This is a genomic window from Proteiniclasticum sediminis, from assembly GCF_018128025.1.
Lineage (GTDB): Bacteria > Bacillota > Clostridia > Clostridiales > Clostridiaceae > Proteiniclasticum > Proteiniclasticum sediminis.
On sequence record NZ_JAGSCS010000004.1, the window covers coordinates 1 to 19,537 of the forward strand.

At 35.3% G+C, this 19,537-nt stretch carries 16 protein-coding genes; all 16 read right to left on the reverse strand.

Translation table 11 applies throughout. From position 1 onward, the window contains the following. Positions 1–387: 387 nt before the first annotated feature. The 16 genes from KCG48_RS04355 to galE all read right to left on the reverse strand — a co-directional run bounded on the left by KCG48_RS04355 (position 388) and on the right by galE (position 19,501). The gene (locus tag KCG48_RS04355) at positions 388–1,839 is read right to left on the reverse strand and encodes a lipopolysaccharide biosynthesis protein (protein ID WP_211800094.1); all 1,452 of its coding nucleotides are present in this window, start codon (positions 1,837–1,839) and stop codon (positions 388–390) included. Between the two features lie 135 nt (positions 1,840–1,974). Beyond that, entirely contained in the window at positions 1,975–3,231 is a 1,257-nt protein-coding gene (locus tag KCG48_RS04360) for a hypothetical protein (RefSeq protein WP_211800095.1), read from the reverse strand. Further along, the gene (locus KCG48_RS04365; RefSeq protein ID WP_211800096.1) at positions 3,215–4,558 is read right to left on the reverse strand and encodes a glycosyltransferase family protein; all 1,344 of its coding nucleotides are present in this window, start codon (positions 4,556–4,558) and stop codon (positions 3,215–3,217) included. The genes KCG48_RS04360 and KCG48_RS04365 overlap by 17 nt, the downstream gene beginning before the upstream one ends. A gap of 476 nt (positions 4,559–5,034) precedes the next feature. Then, positions 5,035–6,159 carry a non-hydrolyzing UDP-N-acetylglucosamine 2-epimerase gene (wecB, locus tag KCG48_RS04370; RefSeq protein ID WP_211800097.1) on the reverse strand — a complete coding sequence of 375 codons (1,125 nt, stop codon included), beginning with the start codon at positions 6,157–6,159 and terminating at the stop codon, positions 5,035–5,037. Between the two features lie 3 nt (positions 6,160–6,162). Further along, positions 6,163–7,272 carry a capsular polysaccharide biosynthesis protein CapF gene (locus KCG48_RS04375; RefSeq protein ID WP_211800098.1) on the reverse strand — a complete coding sequence of 370 codons (1,110 nt, stop codon included), beginning with the start codon at positions 7,270–7,272 and terminating at the stop codon, positions 6,163–6,165. Beyond that, positions 7,272–8,291: a polysaccharide biosynthesis protein gene (locus KCG48_RS04380; RefSeq protein ID WP_211800099.1), complete on the reverse strand. Its 1,020-nt coding sequence runs from the start codon at positions 8,289–8,291 to the stop codon at positions 7,272–7,274. The genes KCG48_RS04375 and KCG48_RS04380 overlap by 1 nt, the downstream gene beginning before the upstream one ends. Before the next feature lie 17 nt (positions 8,292–8,308). Next, positions 8,309–9,514, reverse strand: coding sequence for a glycosyltransferase family 4 protein (locus tag KCG48_RS04385; RefSeq protein ID WP_211800100.1), 1,206 nt, complete (start codon positions 9,512–9,514; stop codon positions 8,309–8,311). Positions 9,515–9,537: 23 nt separating this feature from the next. Beyond that, a complete protein-coding gene (locus KCG48_RS04390; protein ID WP_211800101.1) occupies positions 9,538–10,173 on the reverse strand; it encodes a sugar transferase in 636 nt (211 codons plus the stop codon). Positions 10,174–10,197: 24 nt separating this feature from the next. Beyond that, on the reverse strand, positions 10,198–11,439 hold the full coding sequence (locus tag KCG48_RS04395; protein ID WP_211800102.1) for a polysaccharide pyruvyl transferase family protein: 1,242 nt from the start codon (positions 11,437–11,439) through the stop codon (positions 10,198–10,200). Between the two features lie 22 nt (positions 11,440–11,461). Then, positions 11,462–12,133, reverse strand: a complete 672-nt coding sequence (locus KCG48_RS04400) for an HAD family hydrolase (RefSeq protein WP_211800103.1) — start codon at positions 12,131–12,133, stop codon at positions 11,462–11,464. Then, complete coding sequence (locus tag KCG48_RS04405; RefSeq protein ID WP_211800104.1) at positions 12,127–13,110, reverse strand: ATP-grasp domain-containing protein; 984 nt, start codon at positions 13,108–13,110, stop codon at positions 12,127–12,129. Before KCG48_RS04405 ends, KCG48_RS04400 begins: the two co-directional genes overlap by 7 nt. Position 13,111: 1 nt before the next feature. Further along, complete coding sequence (locus tag KCG48_RS04410) at positions 13,112–14,233, reverse strand: DegT/DnrJ/EryC1/StrS family aminotransferase (RefSeq protein ID WP_211800105.1); 1,122 nt, start codon at positions 14,231–14,233, stop codon at positions 13,112–13,114. Between the two features lie 426 nt (positions 14,234–14,659). Next, positions 14,660–15,049 carry a type II secretion system protein gene (locus tag KCG48_RS04415; RefSeq protein WP_211800106.1) on the reverse strand — a complete coding sequence of 130 codons (390 nt, stop codon included), beginning with the start codon at positions 15,047–15,049 and terminating at the stop codon, positions 14,660–14,662. Between the two features lie 113 nt (positions 15,050–15,162). Continuing rightward, entirely contained in the window at positions 15,163–17,034 is a 1,872-nt protein-coding gene (locus KCG48_RS04420; protein ID WP_230977005.1) for a polysaccharide biosynthesis protein, read from the reverse strand. Between the two features lie 27 nt (positions 17,035–17,061). Beyond that, entirely contained in the window at positions 17,062–17,751 is a 690-nt protein-coding gene (locus KCG48_RS04425) for a YveK family protein (RefSeq protein ID WP_211800107.1), read from the reverse strand. Positions 17,752–18,505: 754 nt separating this feature from the next. Then, on the reverse strand, positions 18,506–19,501 hold the full coding sequence (galE, locus tag KCG48_RS04430) for a UDP-glucose 4-epimerase GalE (RefSeq protein WP_211800108.1): 996 nt from the start codon (positions 19,499–19,501) through the stop codon (positions 18,506–18,508). Positions 19,502–19,537: the final 36 nt, after the last annotated feature.

The window sequence follows — 19,537 nt, forward strand, 5'->3', positions numbered from 1 at the left end:
TTCGCGACAGTGTTCCGGGAACAACCTAAAAGAGAGGCAATACTACGGCTGCTCAGCGATTGATGGTGAAGGCGAAGAATTTCTTTGTGCTTGGTCATAGGGTACCTCCTCGAGTTTGTTACACCTTAGTGTACAGCTCTATCGTACTCCATAAAAACACAAATGGCTCTCCGTTGCGAAATGGTTGCTCTACACGAGCGAAATCATGGCTCTCATTCACCGTACTCGTGGCTTATTTAGACCGTTATATTCACTCTGCTCTTTGGTGGTTAATGATGGGGCGAGGGAGAGTTAGACGTAGTAATATGACTTTAAAAACTATATTGTTATTTTTTAAATTACTGTTTTACAATTTTTATATCATACGGTCGATATTACTCTTTAAAATTAACGCTTAGATTTAAGTCCTTTGAGCATAGTACGTAGATAACTAACTTCTTCAAATTTCAATACAAAGGCGAATACAAAATATATCACTACACCGATTATGATTTGAAGGGAAATCAAAACTACATTACTATTAAGGTGCAAATATTTTAATAAATAAACCATTACCCCCATAAAAAGTGACAATAGTATCGAAGGCAAAATATCCATCCACTGTTCTTTTATACTATAATCAAGGTATTTTTTATTTGGATAAGCATTTATAACCGTTGAAATTAAACCAGTTAACAACTCTCCTAAGGCAATCATAAAAACACCAAAAGGTACTGTAATAACTAGAACTATAACATCGATTGTTTTTTTTATTATTTCCAACTTTAAGATGGTGCCACTATGTCCGAGTGCTTTAATTGCTAATAAATTTGCTGTATGTATAGGCATTATTGAATATACAGCACAATAAACTTGTACATAAATAACAGCTGGGAGCCATTTTTCTGTTAGTAGTACCAAAATAAGTGGTTCTGCGATTACCGCCAAACCAGTCATCATCGGAAAAATAATAAATGAACTCATTTTTATAGATCGTCGGACCATACTTCTAATAGCTTTGGTGTCATCTTGATACGACGAATAAGCTGGAAGCATTACAGATTGGATTGAACCATTTATATTTGCAACGAAAGCTGCGGGGAATTGCATTCCTCTATTATAAAACCCTAATATTGATGGATTAAATATTTTCCCTATTAATAAGTTTCTTAAATTGAGAAAAGTAGTAGCTAATAAATTAGTCACTAATATATTTGAACCAAATCCAAATAACTCTCTAAGGCTAGTTTTCGAAATATAAAATGATGGCCTCCAATTAACAGTAATAAATAATAATCCGATAATTAGTACCTGATTTATAAGCTGTTGAGATACTAAAGCCCAAACACCATAACCATTATAGGCTAAAAAAATACCCACCAAACCTGATATGACAACTGCTATGGTACTAGTACGAAATAATACTTTGAATTTCATGTTACGTGAAATAATAGCAACTTGGACAGAATTTATGGCGCCTGCAAATAATGTTACTGAAAAGACCCTTAAAATTAAAATTATTCTAGCGTCATCATAAAAACGCGCAATTGTAGGCGCTGCAAAATAAATCATAGAGTATAAAATAGATGCAATAAGTAAACTACATGAAAATGCGGTGGAATAATCAATAGAACTAACTTCTTTTTTTTGTATTAGCGAAGTACTAAATCCGCTCTGTACAAATATGTTGGCAAAAGTAGTAAATACCAAAATCAACGCAACTAATCCGTAATCCTCAGGCGTTAATAGTCGTGCTAATATAAGAGATACAATAAAACTAATTGATTGATTTCCCCCTCTCTCAATTAGCTTCCACATTAATGAAGTAATAACTTGATTTTTTGAAACTGTATTAGTCATATAATTACCTTCTTTTTAATTATGTTGGTATCACCTTGCTGTCAATTAACATGCAAACATTGTTGATAACTTTACACAATTTCAAGTTTGTATGGTGATTTCCAAATCAATTTAATATTGATTGATAGAGAACTTTTATGTGCTTACAACTTCATGTTTCTTTTGTGAATTAGTAATAGCAAGCAAAATTACAAAAGTATACAATAATCTTGGTTCATCGATTAACGAATTAATAGAGAAAGCTATTAATGCAGGTATGACGAATAAGTAATTTCGAGAAATAAATTTTCTATTAAATACCATTATTATCAATGATAAATAAGAGATTATCCCATAGGAATACAAAAATCTCAAATGGTCTGAATGAGGTGTGACATAACTACCCTTTCTTAACAAAGTGTATCCATTACCAATTATTGGAGGTGTTTCCTTCAAAACTTCAAGATAAATATCAGTCCTTCCAGATAAACTATTTGAAGACCATCTTTGAAAAACCACGCTATTGACAATACTATCCATTATTATATTTGATGTGTATCCATCTATAACAATTATCAGCAATGAACCAAGGACTAAACCATAGCTTACAATCAGCTTCTTTATATTAATCCTTTTACTAAGAACAAATGCACTTTTAATTAGTATATAAGCCGATAACGCATAAGCGCCTCCAAGGCTTTTTGTTAGAAATAAAGAAAGTAGCATTACAATCCAAAGTGACGTTTTTTGAGCTGATTTTAATTTGTAATTCTCGAGCAAAAATATTACTATAATTAGAATAAAATAACAAGCATTATTAGGATCTAGTAATATAAAGTTGAATCGGCTTAAATAACCCGCATTTTTTAGAACTGCATTTGTAGCCATATTTACATCGGCATTAAAAAAAACACCTTTAATAAGATAAAATAAATTTATGTCCACACTAAAGATCAATCCAAATAGTACAAAACTGAAACAAACAAATAGTAATATTCTCTTTATTTTTAAGTTAGTATTTAAATTATATTTATAATATGCGTTATATACTGATTTATATAACATGAAGCCCACGAGAAGATAAATTAATCTTTTCACATCTTCCTTTTGAACATTTACAAAGAAACTCGAAACACCATTATCTATTAAAGCTACTGGTTCTTTACTGATAAATGAAAACAATGTTGATACAATCAATGTAAATATAAATAAACTCACTGCATGAATATTATTGAATGTTTTTCTGTTTATATATTTGATTACAAAATATAAAGCTATAGGTGTAGAATAAGGCATTGAAAAAAAAGGACTAACAGGAAAAATGGTAATGTCAAATATAATAAAAGCTAATGCAACGCTTTCAAATTTTTGTTTTGAACTCTTAACATTAGAAATCTCAAGTTCTGCATGCATCTTCAATTACCTCACAAATTGTTTTTTGTACTAAATTCGGATGATGCCTACGTAGAAATCCATCATAAGCTCTTTTTATAATTTGATCCCGGAAATTAGGATCATCTATTAAGATTGTTAGCTTTTTTTCTATGTTTTCAATGCTATCGGATTTGACTACCATTGCATAATTATTTTCTTCCAAATATTTAATTGATGCTACCTTGTCTGGGCCTACAGCAAAAATGCACCTTTTTGATGCCATATATTCAGGAATTTTTGTCGATATTGATAATCTAGTAATTTTCATCATTTTTTTATCAAAAGATTCTACATGTATAAGAATGCTTGAATTATTAATTTGCTCAGCCAATTCTTCTTGATTTAATGAACCACCAATATTTATGGATGAAATATTATTAAATTCCTGTATAATTTCTTGAGGTAATACTGTTGGAGTATATATATCTAAACTATAATCCATAGATCTCTTTTGGTTTATTTGATCTAGCGCTTTCCCAATATTTTTTAATACCTTCCAGCGATTTAAAGATACATTCCCGGCATATATCAGCCTTAAGTCTTTAGGTTCATCACCTATATCTTTTCTTTCCACTGAGTTCATTAAAGTAGTATAATTTCCACCATATAAATTTTCATATTCATTCGACATTTCATCACTTATGGTAATTACATTTTTTGATAATGATATTGCTTTTTTAAAAATTTTTTTATACCTTAATTTATTTATTTTTTCTACAATCGAATACTGGTAGAGACCAGTTGTATAATCATCTGTTAATTCTAATACTAATGGTATTTTAAATTCTTCACATATCCATAGTGCAATATCATATCCAAAAACACCATTACTCCCTTGAAAAAACAGAACATCTGGTTTAAACGTATTTATCCAATCAACTAGCTGTTTTGTTTTCCATGTACTAATTTTCCATAAAACCTCTCTTGCGGTAATGAAAATCGGTACTCTTGATACAAAAGCTTTGTGGATGAATTTATTAAGGTTTTTTCTTTCTACTCCTTTTCTTCGATCTTGATAAAGCTTTTTCACAATTGGATTATAAATTTGTTCAGTATCCACATCTTTTTTCTCTTGGACTACACTACCTATTTCACTCCTAGATAATATATTATTTAATACATCATAATCAGTAATCTTAAAATAGTTATTACAAAAATCAAAATCTGGAATTTCTGGTTGTAAATAAATTTGAGCAATTGCTTCTTTATCCCATTCTTTAAAAAAGGCCTCCAACGTTTTTCCATTGTTTTGCTTTTTACTAAATGCATTATGACTTAAAACTAGTACTCTCTTGAAAGATTCCATAAAAATCTCCTCTATTTAAAATTGATATTCATCATATACAATACAAATATTTATTAAATAAGCTAACTCATAACAAGAATTGCTATTTAAATACATTACATCCAATAGTCAATCAAGTAATTTAGGTAAACTTTTCAATATATCTCATTCCATTTATAATGAATAATGAAGTTATTACATCGAAATGTATATTGCACCACAACAAGACCATTGAACAGGTGAATGAGCCCCCCCCAAAAAAACTACTTTTGAACTCCTAATTTATAGTTAATTTCAATCAGTTTATAAAGGATTTTTCACACTGCTTTGAATCAAGTCCTTGACAAACAAACCTCTGAAAATCAAGTCTTTTCCAATTAGGCAAAGTAAGTATAACTATCCCACTCAAGTGGACTTGTTTGGCGCAATGATGGCTTATTTTTCCGCAAGAGTGGTTCATTTTTCAGTTGATAAATATATTTAAATCAACACAAAATTTATTTTCCCCAAACCACTCTGTTTACATAATCTGTATAGCTTAAAATTATCCTTAACACCTTATTAGACACATTTGGCATGCTATAATCAGCTACTAGCCTCAAACTATCTTTTTCTTGTGTTTCAAGTATTTCAAGCCCCTGAAGAATTCTTTCTTTCTTAAGTCCAACCATCATCACTGATGCTTCTTCCATAGCCTCAGGTCTCTCATGAGCTTGTCTAATATTCAGCGCTCTAAACCCTAGAATTGATGACTCTTCACTGATTGTCCCACTATCACTTAAAACAGCCTTTGCGTACTTTTGAAGTTTTACATAATCGTTAAATCCAAGCGGCTTCATAGTTTTAACTAATGGATTGAACTCAATACCTTTAGCTTCAATCATTTTTCTAGTTCTTGGATGTGTGCTCACGATCAGAGGCATCTGATATTTTTCTGCAATCGTGTTTAGGCTATCTACTAAATCCATGAAATTCTGTTCAGAGCTGATATTCTCTTCTCTATGAGCTGATACAACAAAATACTCTTCTTCTTCTAATCCTAATCTTTCAAGGACATCGGATTTCTCAATATCTTCTTTTCTTGAGTTAAGAACTTCAAACATCGGACTACCAGTCTTTATCACTCTATCTGCTGGGAGACCTTCTCTTAAAAGGTACTCTCTAGCAATGTCACTATACGTTAGGTTAATATCTGCTGTATGGTCCACGATCTTTCTGTTAGTTTCTTCTGGGACCCTCTGGTCAAAACATCTATTCCCTGCTTCCATATGAAAGATAGGGATATGTCTTCTCTTAGCAGCTATTGCACATAAACAGCTATTTGTATCTCCGAGAACTAGAAATGCATCAGGCTTTACCTCTTCAAGGATTGGATCAATCTTAACTAGAATGTTCCCAATCGTCTCAACAGCAGTTCCTGTTGCAGCATTGAGGAAATAGTCCGGTTTCTTTAAGTTGAAGTCATTGAAGAATACTTCATTCAATTCATAGTCATAGTTCTGTCCAGTATGAACAAGAACATGATCAATTGCTTCTGATTCATCTAGTTTATTTATAACAGCTGACAGTCTAATTATTTCTGGTCTAGTACCAACGACTGTCATGACTTTTAATTTCTTCATCAGTTATACCTCCAAATAATAAGTATCAGGTTTTTCAGGATCAAATGGCTCATTGGCCCACATAATTGTTACCATATCTGTATCACCAAGATTTTCTATGTTGTGTGTATAGCCTGTTGGTATATCGACAACTTCCATTTTGTCACCACTTACGAAATACTCTAACACTTCATCTGAATCTATTCTTCTAAATCGTATTACACCTTTACCGCTTACCACTAAAAACTTCTCATTCTTCGTATGGTGCCAGTGATTTCCTTTTGTTATTCCAGGTTTTGAAATATTAACAGAAACCTGGCCTCGATCAGGAGTTTTAATGCATTCAGTAAATGATCCTCTCTGATCCACATTCATCTTTAAGTCGTAACTAAACTGGTCTTCTGGCAAATAACTCAAATAAGTGCTATAGAGTTTTTTAGTAAATGCATCAGCCATATTTGGCACTGATCTATCTTCTCTACTTTTCCTAAATGAATAAATTAGATCTGCTATTTCACCAAGTGTGATAGTATGTGCTACAGGAACTTCACAAAATGAACCTATTTTGTTTTCTTTTCCCTCTAGGGAATTAATCAGCTCATTAACAACATCATCAATATAAACAAGGTTCATTACTACGCTTGGATCATTCACTTGAACAGGCAAAGAATGAGCAACATTATGACAAAATGTAGCAACCGCACTATTATAATTAGGCCTACACCATTTACCAAATACATTAGGAAATCTATAAACAAGAACTTTAGATCCCGTTTCTTTGCCAAAAGCAAATAAGATGTCTTCTCCCGCCTTCTTACTTTCACCATAAGGATTATCTAGCTCAGCTTGAATAGACGACGAAATCATCACCGGACAGGTGTTGTTATATTTTTTAAGCGAGCTTAATAGATCTGAGGTAAATCCAAAGTTTCCTTCCATAAACTCAGACTTTTCCTTTGGACGGTTAACACCCGCAAGATGAAACACAAAGTTAGCCTCTTTACAATACTCATCAAGTAGAGAAGGATCTGTATCTCGATCATATTCAAAAATGCCTTCATACTTTCTATTTCTTAACTCTGCAATTAAATTTTTTCCTATGAAGCCCTTTGCCCCAGTGACTAAAATCTTCATTATTTATCCCAACTTTCCAATTGTTCTCTTACATAATCAAGCTGTAGAAGCTTCTCTTTTATTTGCTCAATGTTAAGCCTTTCTGTATTATGTGAGTTGTACTCATCTTCAGATGAAAGCTTTTGATCTCCTTCAACAAAGTACTTATCGTAGTTTAAATCTCTCTTATCAGCAGGCACTCTATAGAATCCACCCATGTCTTTTGCTACAACATGCTCTTCCTTCGTTAGAAGTGTTTCATATAGCTTTTCACCGTGACGAGTACCAATTACTTTGATTTCATTATCTGCATTAAAAAGTTCTTTAACTGCTTGAGCTAAATCTCCTATAGTTGAAGCAGGTGACTTCTGAACCATAATATCACCAGCTTCAGCGTTCTGAAATGCAAACACTACAAGCTCAACAGCTTCTTCAAGACTCATTAGGAACCTTGTCATATTTGGATCAGTTACTGTCAATGGCTGTCCATTCTTAATTTGATCTATAAACAGTGGAATTACTGATCCTCTTGAAGCCATAACATTGCCATATCTTGTACCGCAAATAAGTGTTCTGTCAGGATCAATGGTCTTTGCTTTTGCAACAAAAACTTTCTCCATCATAGCTTTTGAGATGCCCATGGCGTTAATTGGATAGGCTGCTTTATCAGTAGATAGACATATTACCTTTTTAACTCTCATCTCAATAGCTCCAGAAAGTACATTATCGGTTCCTAATACATTTGTCTTTACTGCCTCGAGAGGGAAAAACTCACAAGAAGGCACCTGCTTAAGGGCAGCTGCATGAAAGATATAGTCGACTCCATGCATAGCATTTTTAACACTTGCAAGATCTCTAACATCGCCAATATAGAATTTCAATTTATCATTTTTATATAGTTTTCTCATATCGTCTTGTTTCTTCTCGTCACGAGAAAAAATACGGATTTCTTTAATATCTGTATTTAAGAATCTTTTCATTACCGCATTCCCAAAAGAGCCTGTTCCACCTGTAATTAATAAAGTTTTGTTTTTAAACATTAATTTTACCTCATTTCTTATTTATTAAAGTGATTTATTATAATCTCATAAGAGTGTTTAGCTGTATAGTTGTCCTCTAAATACTCTCTTGCTTTTTTCCCCATATCATTCCTGAGTTTTAAATTGCATAATTTTGTAACTAGCTTGTTAAATTTTTCTAAACTTCCACTCTCACACCAAAAACCAAAAGTTCCGTTTTCTATCACTTCACCAATGTCTGTATTCTTGTCAGTAGCAGCTAATACAGGCATAGAAGCTTGCATATAAGGAAGTAACCGTGATGGAAAGTTTGGTATTGTAAATCTTTTGTCTAAAAATATCAAACCAACATCAGATGAGTTAACCAACAAGTCATATTCTGTTTTAGGCAATTGGCTTATTAACTTAGCATTAATCGGATTGGATTCTTTAAAAAACCTATCAAGTTTCCCAAATTCTGTTCCCGATCCGACAACTAAGATGAATGAACTAGTATTTTTTTCATTGGCTTGTATACATTCAATAAGAAAGTCAACTCCTTGGGGTTTTCCTAGGTTCCCACCATAGATAAAAACAGTCTTATTATTTGGAATCCCATATTTGTCTCTTATGCTATTTTTCTCTTCATCTACTATTTCAATTTTAGCTGGGTCTATAGAATTAGGACAAACTTCTACTGTTTTGGGATTTATACCTGAATTATGTCTTAGAATATATTCAACATTTGCTCTTGACATGCATCCGATATAGTCAGAATTTCTATAAAGAGCCTTTTCCTTGTGTCTAAAATACAAATATATTGGGCTCTTCTTACTAAACATATTTAAGTCAACAGCATTCTGAGGAAATATATCTTTTAGAAGTAAATATGACTTAGCACCATCTCTTTTCTTCACATATCTTATAACTTTATCAAATGTAATAGGAGGTGTTGTATAAAGCACTAGATCAAATTTTACATCACTAAACGTCTTTTTAATCCCTTCTAATATGATAGTTTCTAAAGTCAGAGTTGATAATCCTTTTTCTAATAGATTTGTTTTTTGAATGTTACCAACCTTAGGCTTGAATATTATTATTCGATCATCGTTAACTAATTGTGTGTTTGTTGCTTTTCTTTTTTCAACTGGTGAAACAGCGTAAATAAAATGTCCATTCTTGTGAAATTCTCTTAACAAATCTGAATAGATACTTTTGTGATTTATGTCTGTAAAATCTAAAAGAGATAAAAATAGAATATTCAATCTAGAGCCTCCTTAAAACAAATTTATGTCTTGGAGACATCATCTCTAACATCCCCTTCATGCTTGCTTATTTCATCGTGAGCAACAAACTCAATCTTTTCACTTTTAAATACAACGATAAAAGTCTTTAGTATAATCTTTAAATCACCTATAAATGTTATATTATCAACGTAATTTATATCATACTGTATTTTTTGCTCCCAGCTTAAACTATTACGTCCACTTACTTGCGCAAGACCTGTTAATCCAGGCTTTACTTTCAATCTTCTTGCTTGATTATCATCATACTTTTCCACTTGATATGAAAGTGTCGGACGAGGGCCAACTATTGACATATCTCCAATGAAAATATTGATTAATTGAGGCAATTCATCAATACTAGTTTTTCTAAGTATGTTTCCAACTTTAGTTACTCTGTCATAGTTTTCAATTGGTGATCCATCAGGATAAAAACTATCTTCAAAAGTCAGCATCGTTCTAAATTTGTAAATTTTAAATTCTTTACCTTCTTTCCCAACTCTCTTTTGAGTAAATAGTGCCGGCCCTTTTGAATCAATTTTGATTAAGACAATGACAATTAGGAAAATTGGTGATAATAATACTAGACTTATTCCACTTGCAGTTACATCTATGAAACGTTTGAGGTGCTTTCTATACATATTGATCGCTCCGTTTTCTATAAACTATTTAATATTCCGGTTGAGGAAAGATTCTCTCGTTTTCTTTAACTTCTCTATATTTTTTTTATACAAATTATTATAGTTATTTCCTTGAACGCTCGTGATGTGTTCAAAGTGTTCTGCTATGAAATCCAAAGCTTCTAAATAATCTAATCTCAAATAGTCTCTTTCATCAAAATCTATACCATTTAACGCTTGGTTCAACATGCCCAGATTTTTATTGTAATAATACCTTTTGTCACCCAATACATCTTTTAGTACACTTATTATTGGTGTTCCAACTGATACCGCTACCACTAGTGCATGATATCTAGAACTAATGACTAATTCAGCTTTTTTTATTAACTCAGTAGCATCTTCAATTGGCAAATAACCTATAGAATCAATATCAAAATAAGTATAATTGCTAAGTGTTGATTCAAAATATAAAGCTTGATCCATCCCTCCATGCTTAAGATTGAAAGGAAGAAATAAAATAGTTAAGCCATATTTTTGATTAATACTTTCGGAAAATTGCTTGAACAACTCTATATTGCTCTCGATGAACTCAATAGGTAAATACGTTTCCATGACTATATATCTATCAAGATTTATTGGTCTCCTAAGATCTTTGTTAACTAATTTCTCGTTTACAATAAAAAAATCATCTGGGATAAACTCAATATTATCTTTGTTAATACCTATTTGACTTGCCCACATTGGAGACAATAGATTATCTCTTGAACCTATTACAGAATGTTTTAATGCATTAAAGGTACATCCGAAAAACTCAGCATCATCAGTGAATGGGCCATAACTGTTACCCGTAAAGACAATCTTTTTATTAAGATTATTCGCAACCAATATAGGAGCAATAATCTTAGACAATCTCTCGATTCGATGTGGCATGCTCCACAAACTATTAAAGTATCCTCCACCATTAACAACTAAAACATCAAGATTACTCATCGCAGCCGCAATTTCATCATAATTTGAAAGATTATGTAAAATGTCTATCGGGGTTAGAATTTTAGTTCTGCTCTCTTCAGCGATATTGAACTTATCTTTGAACTTCACATCTACGATATTTATATTGAAGTCAGATAAGTAATCTTCTTTTATGGTATTCAAGAACGGCGAATCATAAGAAAATAAAACAATATCTTTTATTTCCAAGTCATAGATGTTATTTACAACCATAGCATAATCCCCAAAATTGACATCTGCAAAAGGTCCGGTAAATCCAATTCTTCTTTTTTCTAGCATCTCAGACTCCTCCAATATAGAATCAAAAATATTTTTTTATATCCTCTAGTGACTTAATTCTTAAGTCTTCTTCTATGGATTGATAGTAGAGTTTAGAGGAATGTACACTATCCTGTCTCATGATTCTGATTACTTTAATATGGTAAATAGTTTTGATGTGAAAATCTTTTTCAGGATTATCTCCTACATAGACCATCTCATCAAAATTAACCTCTAGCTTATCTCTAATAAGCTCAAACGCTTTCGGATGTGGCTTCCAATAGTCGCGCCCAAGTTCATCTGTTACAATGATTTCATCAACATATTCATCTGCTTGAATGGCTTTTAATTTCTGACGTTGTGCTATAGCATATCCATCAGTAATAATACCGATTTTAATTCCTGATCTCTTTAACTCTGAAATACATGGTAAAACATCGTCATAGAATTGAATATCAGGAAAGTGCCCTCTGTATTCCTTAACTAAATCAAGTATCATTTCTTTCGAATACTCAATTTGATACATATCAAAAAATCTGTTGAAAACGTTCAAAGGACTAATCTTAAATAGACTCATTAGTTCATCAAATACTTGCTTTTTATCCATTGCAAATCTATCTTCGATGATTCCAGCGATGTGTCGATATCCACTTTTTATATATTCTTTTTCGGATATTAAAGTATCATCTAAATCAAAGACTACTGCTTTTACCATTGAACAATCTCCAAGTTCTCATCAACACATATGCTATTATCAAATCTAAAGAACATAATGTTATCTCGATAATTTTCGTTATACTCTAGATTTTGTCCCATTAACAAACGATATAGGTTTTCACAAGAGTCCGCACCACTTTGAATACTCATTGGTGCGCCCCCACCGAATCTAGGATTAATCTCAATATATTCGATTCCCTTATTTGTTTTCATAAGTTGTACTGTAATATGCCCTATAGGTTTTAATACTTTTACAAGTCTCTTTATATCTTCAATAATTTCTCTATCTCTGATAATTTTGCCCTTTGATATTTCTCCGCTTCGTGTTGCCATCCTTAGCCTTGGGACAACGGTGATTAGGTTTCCATCAAAATCTAAGAACACATCAACAGTAAATTCTTTACCTTCCATGAAGTTTTGCACTATAGGCTCTTTGACTAAAGATCTATATGTAGCTAATTCCTCTAAATTGTTTACTTTAAATGTATTTATACTCGAACTTCCTGATTTCGGCTTAATAAATAAAGGAAATTCTAATTTTCCAGAATCCAATTCTTCTTCAGAGTACATTTTGGGAATCTTGAATCCATTTTCTTCAAGAAACTTTTGTGTATTGATCTTATCTCTACAAATTGATATCACTTCAGTACTAGCTATTAATACTACAGCTCCTGATTCAGATTCTATTCTTTCTCTCTCTTCAGACAAAAGTAGCAGGTCTGTATCGATTGTAGGTATAACCAAGCTAATATTCTCCCTATTACAAACGTTGATAATCTCTTCTATATAGTTCTCTTCGTTTATTCTTGGCAATATTGCTTTTCTGTCTGCAAAATAAATAGCTGGTGCAGTCTCTGAACAATCTCCAGCTACAATGTTACTCTTAATGCTCAATCTCTTAGCCGCATTTTGGAAGCTTCGCACTAGTTCTACTCTTCTACCTGCACTTAATATTAAAATATTAATTTCTCTCATATTACACCCACAGTCCCTTAATAATTGAACAAATTCTCTCAAGATCCTCATCTGTCATCTTCGTATCAGATGGCAGGCACACACCATTCTCAAATAACTTCTCAGATACATCACTACCGATATAATCATAATCAGCAAAGAATGGCTGCATATGCATTGGCTTCCACACAGGTCTTGATTCAATGTTCTCTTTTTCCAACGCTTCCATTACATCAAGAGGTCTAACTTTACCTTTCAACGTCATTACACTAAGCCAGTAATTAGGCTCATTCCAGTCGTTTATAGGCATGAAGTTCACATCTTTTAATGAACCTAACTCTCTCTTATAAAATTCAAAGATATATTTTTTCTTTGCCACTCTCTGTTCTAATACTTTTAATTGCCCTCTACCAATCCCAGCAACGACATTGCTCATGCGGTAATTGAACCCTAATTCGCTATGCTGGTAGTGCCTTGCTGCATCTCTCGACTGAGTGGACCAGAATCTAACTTTCTTGATTTTCTCTTCATCATTAGAAACAAGCATGCCACCACCAGAAGTAGTGATGATCTTGTTTCCGTTAAAGCTAAATACTCCAAACTCTCCAAAGGTTCCCGTATGTTTTCCTTTATAATAGGCACCTAATGACTCAGCAGCATCTTCAATGACAGTCACATTGTATCTACTGCAAATCTCTATGATCTTGTCCATATCAGCTGACAGTCCATATAAATGCACAACTAAAACAGCCTTCACCTTATCACCGTACTTCTCGAAGGCTGCCTCTAATGCTGATGCGTCCATATTCCAAGTTTCGTAATCACTGTCTATAAAAACAGGAGTAGCGTTCTGATAGATGATCGGATTGGCTGTAGCAGAAAAAGTAAGGGTAGGACAGAATACGATATCTCCTTCACCAACACCAGCAGCTTTAAGAGCTAGATGAATGGCCCCTGTACCAGAAGTCATAGCTGCAGCGTGTTTAGAACCAACTTTTGCAGCAAGCTCCTTTTCAAACTCATTTACGTTCGGTCCGAGTGGTGCTACCCAGTTTGTGTCGAATGCTTCTTGTACATATTGCATTTCAAAACCTTCATCACTCATGTGTGGTGAAGCGAGCCAGATTTTTTTGTTATCAGCCATTTAACCGTCATCCTTCCTTATCTAAGTCTATGTATTGTATAGAGGTGCTGGTTTTGGCACCTTCTTGATTTCAAATTTATGTAATTCTCTTCCGAGTTGTATTTCCTATCCAAATTTGCAAAGTATTGAAATGTACATTTTGGGTTTCTGTTGAAACCCTTTATATAACTGCATTACGGCCTCTTCACCCTTTCACCATACTCACGTCGAAAATATACATAATTTCAATAAGTTTGCGATTTCTTAGACTACATAGGCTACAAAAACTCTCAAACCATTGATTTTACTGGCTTTGAGCCTGTAGTCTGACTTTTTCTTAGACTACAAAATCAAACTTTTTCAAACTACATATTGTGGTCCGATACTTTTGACCCACTATATGTTGTAATCCTTTCACCATACTCACGTCGAGCTAACCTTCCAATATTATTGTCTCGGATTATGCTTATACATGAGAGTTAATCGACTACTACTTAGCCAAGGTACCTCAACATCTGGTTTGTCATCATCAACGTCAGTATGATTATGGATACTACAGAGGATTTTTCCTTCTACATAAGATATTTTTCCGTGATCAGGACAGATCCCATCGAAGTTTTCAAGAATAAACTGATCAAGCTCAATATCTTCATTATTTTGTATATTAACAATATTGTACTGTCTCATCACAGCTTCTCGATTAGTTACACAAACCGTCTTCACTGCATTCTCTCTGTAACTCCAAACTTTGGGATAAAGAATCAAAACCAGCATCGCCAAGAGAGCCATAACGATGAGTCCTTCAATTAAAGTAAACCCCTTTGTAACTCTTGGCATTTATCTCTCCTCCAATAAGAAAGAACTAACCTTTGAAATATCATGAAATAACGTGAACCGGAGATGAGTCTCCGGTTCACCGCATTTAGCAGCTGAAAAGATGAATCCAGGACTTATAGTGCAAGGTCGTTAAGATCCGGATCATAGGTAGTGACAATTTCACTCATGATCTTCTTAACTTCTTGTACTGTATTCTCATTCTCAATAATCTGCTCTTTGAGATTAATCAATTTGTCTCGTAACGTATTCTTATCAAACCCATTAGGCCTTCCTACAAAGATCAGGTCATTGGGTGTACTCTCAAGTCCTTCCTCCGCCATGAGTAGTTCTTCATAGAGCTTTTCCCCTGGTCTTAATCCAGTCACCTTAATCTCAATATCTTTATGCGGTTCAAATCCAGAGAGCTTAATGAGATTTTCTGCTAAGTCATAGATCTTCACCGGATCCCCCATATCAAGCACGAAGATCTCCCCTCCATGAGCATAGGAACCAGCTTGAAGTACAAGCTGGACTGCTTCCGGTATCGTCATGAAGTAGCGTACGATGTCCTTATGGGTGAGCGTAACTGGTCCTCCATTTTTTATCTGTTCTTTAAATAAAGGAATTACAGAACCATTTGAACCCAGTACATTCCCAAATCTAACTGCTACAAACTCTGTTGAGGCAGAATCCATGTCCATGGTCTGAACGATCATCTCACAAAGTCGTTTTGTGGCTCCCATGATATTCGTAGGATTTACTGCTTTATCTGTAGAAATCAGAATGAATTTTTCTGAGTGGTAATCTCGAGCTGCCAAAGACACATTGAGAGTACCAAAAACATTATTCTTAATTGCTTCATCTGGGCTTACTTCCATTAATGGTACGTGTTTATGCGCTGCCGCATGGAAAACGATCTGAGGTCGATACTTCTCAAAAATCTTCTCGATCCGTTTCTTATCCCGAACCGATGCAATTAGGACTAGAAGATCAAGATCGGGATATCGTCTCTGTAACTCCATCTGGATATCATAAGCATTATTCTCATAGATATCCACGATAATCAGCTTCTTCGGGTCCAATGCTGCGATCTGCCGGCAAAGTTCGCTTCCAATTGAGCCACCACCACCAGTTACTAGAACAACCTTTTCTTTGATATAGCCTTCAATAAGCTCATTACTGAGTTTTATTTCTTTTCTTCCCAGGAGGTCAGAAATTTCCACATCGCGGATGGAGGATACATTAATCCCTTTCTCCACCATCTCATATACTCCTGGAAGTGTCTTCAGTTTAACCTTTGTACTACTGGCGATTTCCAGTATCCTTCGTCTTGCTTCATTGGATGCACTAGGGATCGCAAGAAGAATCTCATCCACTTTATACTCTTCAACCAGTTCTGGAATGTCTTCCGTCATTCCCAGAACTTTGATCCCGCTGATCTTTGCATGCTGTTTGAAGGGTGAGTCATCCACTAATCCAACAATATCCATTCCCAGTTCTACATGCTGTTTGATCTCCTTGATGATCATGGCTGCGGAGTCCCCCGCTCCTACAATCAGTACTCGCTTTATAGTCCTCTGTCTTTCCTTTGCTTGAGGATGCCGTTCAAACTTCAGCCTGCGATAGATCCGGAAGAACATTCGGATCCCCATAGTTCCCAGCAGAATATATCCACTAGCAATAAGAATAGTTGCTGTAGAGAATAGCATCTCCGACAGCAGCGTATCCAGGATCAGCACTACAATTGTTGTGGCAAAGTTTGCCGTGACAATATTCATGTAGTCGAAAAATCCTGCTACGGTCCAAATGCTGCTGTAGAGTCCTAGAAGGGCAAATCCAGCAAAGTAAACAAAAAGCAAGACTAGTGGATATGTCTGGTTCTGTGTATACTTTGCAGGGATCTGGAAGTCATAAGCCAGAAGTAGCGCCAGGTAGTAGGAGAACCCCACGATGAAGAGATCACCCAAAACGAGAAATATTCGTTTATATTTTCTAAGATTTTCCATGATCTCATCTCCGATTATAAGTTTGATTTATGAGGACATTTTTGCATCATAGGGAATTGCGCCAAGGAAAGGAAGATCCAAGTCGTTCATGATGAACTCTTTATCCTTTACCGTTTTATCCAAGAACTCCAAGAGGAAGACGCCAAAGACTGAAAGCATAAGGCCTAGTACAAAGCCTACTGCTAAGTTCATCTTTACATTAGGTGAAGATGGGCTTGATGGAACATTAGCAGAATCCAGGATTTGAACAATATCCGTTCCTCTCAGGTCGCCAGATACAGTCTTTAAGCTAAGAGCCAGCTGATTAGCTACCTTGTACGCCAACTCGCGATCAGTAGATGTCACACTAAGATTCAGGAACTGGGTATTCCCTTTGGGAGATGTGGAAATCATTTCACGGATATCTCCAATCCCTAAATCAAGATCCAGTTCTTTGATCACATCTTCAGCCACGGTTCTAGATTTGGTGATTTCCGCATAGGTGTCGACCAGCTTCTGGTACATATTAATGTCGTTAATCGTCTGCCCTGTGGTCTTCTCGTCCTGACGGACATCGTTGATAAAGACAGCTACAGTGGATGTATACTTTGGCTCAATGAGGAAGAAGGTGAAGATTCCGGAGGCCATGGTAATAAGAATCGTAATGATGACGATGACATTCATCTTCTTCTTGATGATGCGCCAGAGGGTGCTCAGGTCGATGGTTTCTTCATTCATGAATGGTATCTCTCCTTGTTATCACTTGATTAATAGTTATATATATAAATTTGGTATCAATCGAAAACTACTTTTATATTTTAACATGAAACCGAAGATTTATTTTTCTTATCCTTCGCCATTTCTCCCGATATCCTCAGATGGATTTTAGTGAGGGGAAAAATGAATGAAAAAATAATCCGAAAAATCCGGATTATTTGGAACAGCTTTGTTAATTGTTGTCGTATCTTTAATGGCATTAACAAATCTTCCGGAATGATAATAAATTAATGTAATAAAGTGTTTTCTTCAGGTGACAATCTTTGACACAATATATTGTCGTTTTCGAAAATCCAATTTTAGTATATCATCATTTTAAGGGAAATGACCGGTTAGTGAACAAAATATGAATCTTTTTTATCCGGCAACTCTCATTGAACATTCTCTATTTCTCCTTGTCCATTATTCGCATATTTGAAAAAATCAACAGGCTCAATGGAAAACACCACCAATTTGATGACGATTACACGAACGTTTCTCCGAACATCCTGAAAAATAGCATTTTAGAGATCTCACTTTTTCGATGGTTAGAATTTTTCGCGGTGATATGACAGTGATTTCACCTATTTATAACTTTGTTTTAATTTAACTCACTTTTTTTTAAACCACTTTTTCATTCTCCCATACTCTGCACCGTTGTGCAAGATCGGAAACATTAAAATAGCCACCGGAGCTGGATTTCACAATCCCGGCTCCGATGGCTGATCATCATTTCTTATTCTGTTAGGTTTTTCTCAAAGCGCCAGGAATCCCTAACCATGTCCCGAATCCCTAAAGTGGCCTTCCAGCCAAGCTTTTCATTCGCCTTGGTGACATCGGCATAGCAGGAGGCAATGTCTCCTGGGCGTCTTGCCACGATGTCGTACTGTACCTCCACCTGGTTCTCCTCCACAAAGGCTTCGATGAGTTGAAGGACCGAAGTTCCCTCCCCTGTTCCAAGGTTGTAGATCTCCACGCCTTCTGTGATCTTCTCCAGGGCAATGACGTGGCCTTTGGCCAGATCTACCACATGGATGTAGTCCCGGACACCGGTGCCATCCACGGTATCATAGTCATTTCCGAAAACCCGGAGCTTATCCCGCAGTCCTTTGGCCACCTGGGTCACATAGGGCATGAGGTTATTAGGAACTCCCTGGGGTCGTTCCCCAATGAGTCCACTCTCATGGGCACCCACTGGATTGAAGTAACGTAGAAGGGTTACCGCAAACTGTGGATTAGCCTTGGCCGCATCCGTGAGGATACGCTCACCCATGGCTTTTGTCTCCCCATAGGGATTGGTGGTGGGAAGAAGCGGCAGCGTCTCCACAAAGGGCACCACATTATCTCCGTAGACCGTTGCGGATGAACTGAAGATAAAGCGGTTCACCCCATGCTTCAAGCAGGCCTTGGTAAGCACCAGGGTGCTGACGAGGTTATTGTAGTAGTACTCCACTGGCTTCTCCACGGACTCGCCCACAGCCTTCAGGCCGGCGAAATGGATGACTCCGTCAAAGGAATAGATGTTAAAGAGCTCTTCCACCTTCTCCTCCACAGTCACATCCACCTCATGGAATGGAATGTCTTTGCATGAGAGCTTCTTCAGGGTATCGACGGTTTCCCGTCGGCTGTTGCAGAGATTGTCCGCGATGACTACCTCATGGCCGCTGGCCAGTAGCTCCAGACAGGTGTGGCTTCCAATATACCCGGCTCCGCCGGTGACTAAGATTTTCATGAGTACCTCCTCCAGTTAAACTGACTTCAGTATGCC

Excerpts from the sequence above, each read along its gene's own strand:
- KCG48_RS04355 (WP_211800094.1), bottom strand. The coding sequence starts at position 1,839 with ATGACTAATACAGTTTCAAAAAATCAAGTTATTACTTCATTAATGTGG.
- KCG48_RS04360 (WP_211800095.1), bottom strand. The coding sequence starts at position 3,231 with ATGCATGCAGAACTTGAGATTTCTAATGTTAAGAGTTCAAAACAAAAA.
- KCG48_RS04365 (WP_211800096.1), bottom strand. The coding sequence starts at position 4,558 with ATGGAATCTTTCAAGAGAGTACTAGTTTTAAGTCATAATGCATTTAGT.
- wecB (WP_211800097.1), bottom strand. The coding sequence starts at position 6,159 with ATGAAGAAATTAAAAGTCATGACAGTCGTTGGTACTAGACCAGAAATA.
- KCG48_RS04375 (WP_211800098.1), bottom strand. The coding sequence starts at position 7,272 with ATGAAGATTTTAGTCACTGGGGCAAAGGGCTTCATAGGAAAAAATTTA.
- KCG48_RS04380 (WP_211800099.1), bottom strand. The coding sequence starts at position 8,291 with ATGTTTAAAAACAAAACTTTATTAATTACAGGTGGAACAGGCTCTTTT.
- KCG48_RS04390 (WP_211800101.1), bottom strand. The coding sequence starts at position 10,173 with ATGTATAGAAAGCACCTCAAACGTTTCATAGATGTAACTGCAAGTGGA.
- KCG48_RS04395 (WP_211800102.1), bottom strand. The coding sequence starts at position 11,439 with ATGCTAGAAAAAAGAAGAATTGGATTTACCGGACCTTTTGCAGATGTC.
- KCG48_RS04400 (WP_211800103.1), bottom strand. The coding sequence starts at position 12,133 with ATGGTAAAAGCAGTAGTCTTTGATTTAGATGATACTTTAATATCCGAA.
- KCG48_RS04405 (WP_211800104.1), bottom strand. The coding sequence starts at position 13,110 with ATGAGAGAAATTAATATTTTAATATTAAGTGCAGGTAGAAGAGTAGAA.
- KCG48_RS04410 (WP_211800105.1), bottom strand. The coding sequence starts at position 14,233 with ATGGCTGATAACAAAAAAATCTGGCTCGCTTCACCACACATGAGTGAT.
- KCG48_RS04415 (WP_211800106.1), bottom strand. The coding sequence starts at position 15,049 with ATGCCAAGAGTTACAAAGGGGTTTACTTTAATTGAAGGACTCATCGTT.
- KCG48_RS04420 (WP_230977005.1), bottom strand. The coding sequence starts at position 17,034 with ATGGAAAATCTTAGAAAATATAAACGAATATTTCTCGTTTTGGGTGAT.
- KCG48_RS04425 (WP_211800107.1), bottom strand. The coding sequence starts at position 17,751 with ATGAATGAAGAAACCATCGACCTGAGCACCCTCTGGCGCATCATCAAG.
- galE (WP_211800108.1), bottom strand. The coding sequence starts at position 19,501 with ATGAAAATCTTAGTCACCGGCGGAGCCGGGTATATTGGAAGCCACACC.